2 protein-coding genes are annotated in these 3,896 nt (G+C 63.3%); one reads left to right on the top strand and one right to left on the bottom strand.

The features are described 5' to 3' along the window. On the bottom strand, positions 1-954 hold a 954-nt coding region (locus EOA28_RS27805; RefSeq protein WP_148670889.1), incomplete at its 3' end, for a low specificity L-threonine aldolase. 490 nt (positions 955-1,444) lie between these two features. On the opposite strand from EOA28_RS27805, the gene EOA28_RS27810 reads away from it, so the two are divergent. After that, positions 1,445-3,896, top strand: a 2,452-nt coding sequence (locus EOA28_RS27810; RefSeq protein ID WP_281060929.1) for a glutamate synthase central domain-containing protein, incomplete at its 3' end; no start/stop codon positions are given.

Raw genomic sequence — 3,896 nt, forward strand, 5'->3', positions numbered from 1 at the left:
CTCGAATCCTGAAGGCACGCCCCATTCATGGAATTTGGCGCCGGCCGCCCGCAGCCTTTCAGCCGTGGCGCGGTCCAGGATCGCGAAGACCTCGTTGGCTTGCGGCAACCAGGCGAGCCTGCCCGCCGGTGCATCCTCGATCGTCTCGGCCAGATGCGCTGCCATTTGATTGGCGTGCCCGGCCATCCTCAGCCACAGGTCGTCGGTGAGATAGGCTTCGAACTGGGCCGAGATGAATCGCGCCTTGGAGAAGGTCTGCCCGGCGCGCTGACGCTGCAGGCGCAGGTCCTTACCGACGTCCGGATTGAGGATCACCACGGCGTCGGCCATCCAGCAGCCATTCTTGGTGGCGCCGAAGGAGATGAGGTCGACGCCGCTCTTCCAGGTCATTTCAGCCGGGCTGACGCCGGTCGCGGCAATCGCATTGGCGAAGCGCGCGCCGTCCATGTGCACCGGCAGCTTGTGGCGGCGGCTGACCTCGGCGACCGCCTTGACGTCGTCGGCGCTGTAGACGGTGCCAACCTCGGTCGCCTGGGTGATGGTGACCGCCATCGGCTGACCGGCGGGAGCCAGATCCTGCGAATAGCGCTTGATAGCCCGGTCGAGCGCTTCCGGATTGATGCGCCCCAACGGCCCGGGAACCGGCGCCATGCGCGCGCCGCCCGTGTAGAAACCCATCGCGCCGAACTCGTCGACATTCATATGCGCTTCGGAGTGGCAAAGCGCGATGCCGCCGATACGGTTCAACGCGGCCATCGAAAGCGCGTTTGCCGCGGTGCCGGTCGCGGCGAAGAAGACTTCCACCTCGCGCTCGAAAATCTCGTTGAAGCGGCGATAGACGGCGCGGTCCAGATCGCCGTCGCCATAGGCGGTGGCAACGCCGTCGGCGTGGCGCGCCAGGTTGGCCGAAATGTCGGGATGGACGCCCGCCCAGTTGTCGGAAGCAAAGAACATCGAGAGGTCCGTATCGTGATTGGCAGAAGCGGCGGGACTTGACCGCTTCAGCGGGAGAAGCGCAAGGGCCAATCGCCGGCAAAGCGGTGAAGCCAGCGCATCGCCTCGAAAGCCCGGACCAAAGCTTGCGTTTCCAGTGTTCGTCACGAAATTTTGTGTCGCGTCGCGCCCAAGTTTTTTGTGAATCGGTCTTGTATAGGTCCCTGATTTCTGCCATAAAAAATTTAGGACAGTAGTGCTGTCTTATTTTGTCGCACAAAACAGGCTGGACTGGCGTATCATTGCTGCCATTCCGGCCATTGTCGCGAGCGGCGGGTAGACGGCCCGGCTCTGGCCTGTACGATACCGGATGCGAACCGGGCGTATAGCCGTATGGTTCGATGGATTTCGCGAGACGTGCAGCAAGGATCAAGGGGAAGCCTTGTGCTTCCCAAGGCAAACCAGCGCCCTGAGACAGTCGGGGCCAAGGTGGAGAACGGAGGATAGGACGATGACGGAACTGACGCCATCTGCGATCTACGGCCAGGCCGCGCAGACGAAAGCGGCAGCCGTTAAAAATACCGTCCTGGCCAAAGAGCTGCGAACTGGCACCGGCATGACCGCGCAGGGCCTCTACGATCCGCGCAACGAGCATGACGCCTGCGGCGTCGGCTTCATCGCCAATATGAAGGGCGTGAAGTCGCACCGGATCGTCGAGGACGGTCTGGCGATGCTGGAAAACCTCACCCATCGCGGCGCCGTCGGCGCTGATCCGCTGGTCGGCGACGGCGCCGGCGTGCTGGTGCAGATTCCGGACGCTTTCTTCCGTGAGGAAATGGCCGCCAAAGGCGTCGAACTGCCTCCGGCCGGCCAGTATGGCGTCGGCCATTGGTTCATGCCGCAGGACGCGGCGCTTCGCGCCCATATCGAGGAGATCATCGCCGAATCGGCGCAGTCGGAAGGGCTGCCGCTCATCGGCTTCCGCGACGTGCCGGTCGACAATTCGTCGCTGTCGAAGGCGCCCGATATCGTGGCCTCGGAGCCTTTCCACCGGCAGGTGTTCATCGGCCGCACGGCCGACATTCCGGATGACGAGGAGTACGAGGCGCGGCTCTACTTGCTGCGCAAGGTGATCTCGGGCCGCATCTATGCCGAGAACGACAACAAGGACATCGGCGCCTATTGCGTGTCGCTGTCGGCGCGCACCATCGTCTACAAGGGCATGTTCCTGGCCTACCAGGTCGGCGCCTATTATAAGGACCTCAAGGATCCGCGCTTCGAAACGGCGCTGATCCTCGTTCACCAGCGCTTCTCGACCAACACCTTCCCGTCGTGGAAGCTGGCGCATCCCTATCGCATGGTCGCGCATAATGGCGAGATCAACACCGTGCGCGGCAACAACAACTGGATGGCGGCGCGCCAGGCCTCGGTCGATTCCGAGCTGTTCGGCAACAACATCTCGAAGCTGTGGCCCATCTCCTATGAGGGCCAGTCGGACACGGCGTGCTTCGACAACGCGCTGGAGTTCCTGTTCCAGGGCGGCTATTCGCTCACCCACGCTATGATGATGCTGATACCGGAAGCCTGGGCCGGCAACAAGCTCATGGATGCCGACCGCAAGGCTTTCTACGAGTATCATGCGGCGCTGATGGAGCCGTGGGATGGTCCGGCGGCGGTGGTGTTCACCGACGGTCGCCAGATCGGCGCCACGCTCGACCGCAACGGCCTGCGCCCGGCGCGCTACATCGTCACCGACGACGACCGCGTCATCATGGCGTCGGAAGCCGGCGCGCTGCCGGTGCCGGAGGAAAAGATCGTGCAGAAGTGGCGGCTGCAGCCCGGCCGCATGCTGCTGATCGATCTTGCCAAGGGCCGCATCGTTTCCGACGAGGAGATCAAGTCGGAGATCGCGACCAGGCATCCCTACAAGACCTGGCTCGCCAACACGCAGTTGATCCTGGAAGACCTCAAGCCGGTCGAGCCGCGCGCGCTGCGCAAGGATGTCAGCCTGCTCGACCGCCAGCAGTCCTTCGGCTACACGCAGGAAGACACCAAGCTTCTGATGGCGCCGATGGCTACCACCGGCCAGGAAGCTGTGGGCTCGATGGGCACCGACACGCCGATCTCGGCCATGTCGGACAAGTCGAAGCTGCTCTACACCTATTTCAAGCAGAATTTCGCGCAGGTCACCAACCCGCCGATCGACCCGATCCGCGAGGAACTGGTGATGAGCCTGGTGTCCTTCATCGGGCCGCGGCCGAACATCTTCGATTTGGTCGGCACGTCGCGCCGCAAGCGGCTCGAGGTGCGCCAGCCGATCCTGACCAATGGCGATCTCGAAAAGATCCGCTCCATCGGCCACACGGAGGACCGTTTCGACACCAAGACTCTCGACATCACCTATGGCTCAAATGAGGGCGCCGCCGGGATGCACGGCGCCGTCGATAGGCTTTGCGAGCGAGCCGAGGCGGCGGTCGCCGGCGGCTACAACATCATCATCCTGTCGGACCGCCAGGTCGGGCCTGACCGCATTGCCATTCCAGCCCTTCTGGCCACGGCGGCGGTTCACCACCACCTGATCCGCAAAGGCTTGCGGACGTCGGTCGGCCTCGTCGTCGAATCCGGCGAGCCGCGCGAGGTGCATCATTTCTGCTGCCTCGCCGGCTATGGCGCCGAGGCGATCAACCCTTATCTTGCCTTCGACACGCTGCTCGACATGCACAAGCGCGGCGAACTGCCGGCCGAGGTCGACGAATACGAGGTGGTTTCGCGCTACATCAAGTCGATCGGCAAGGGCATCCTCAAGGTGATGTCCAAGATGGGCATCTCGACCTACCAGTCCTATTGCGGCGCGCAGATCTTCGACGCCATCGGGCTGAAGTCCGATTTCGTCGAGAAGTATTTCACCGGCACCGCGACGCTGATCGAAGGCGTCGGCCTGGACGAGGTCGCCGCCGAGACGC

Origin of the sequence: Mesorhizobium sp. M2A.F.Ca.ET.067.02.1.1 (genome assembly GCF_004023285.1) — a bacterium.
In the GTDB taxonomy this organism is placed as follows: domain Bacteria; phylum Pseudomonadota; class Alphaproteobacteria; order Rhizobiales; family Rhizobiaceae; genus Mesorhizobium.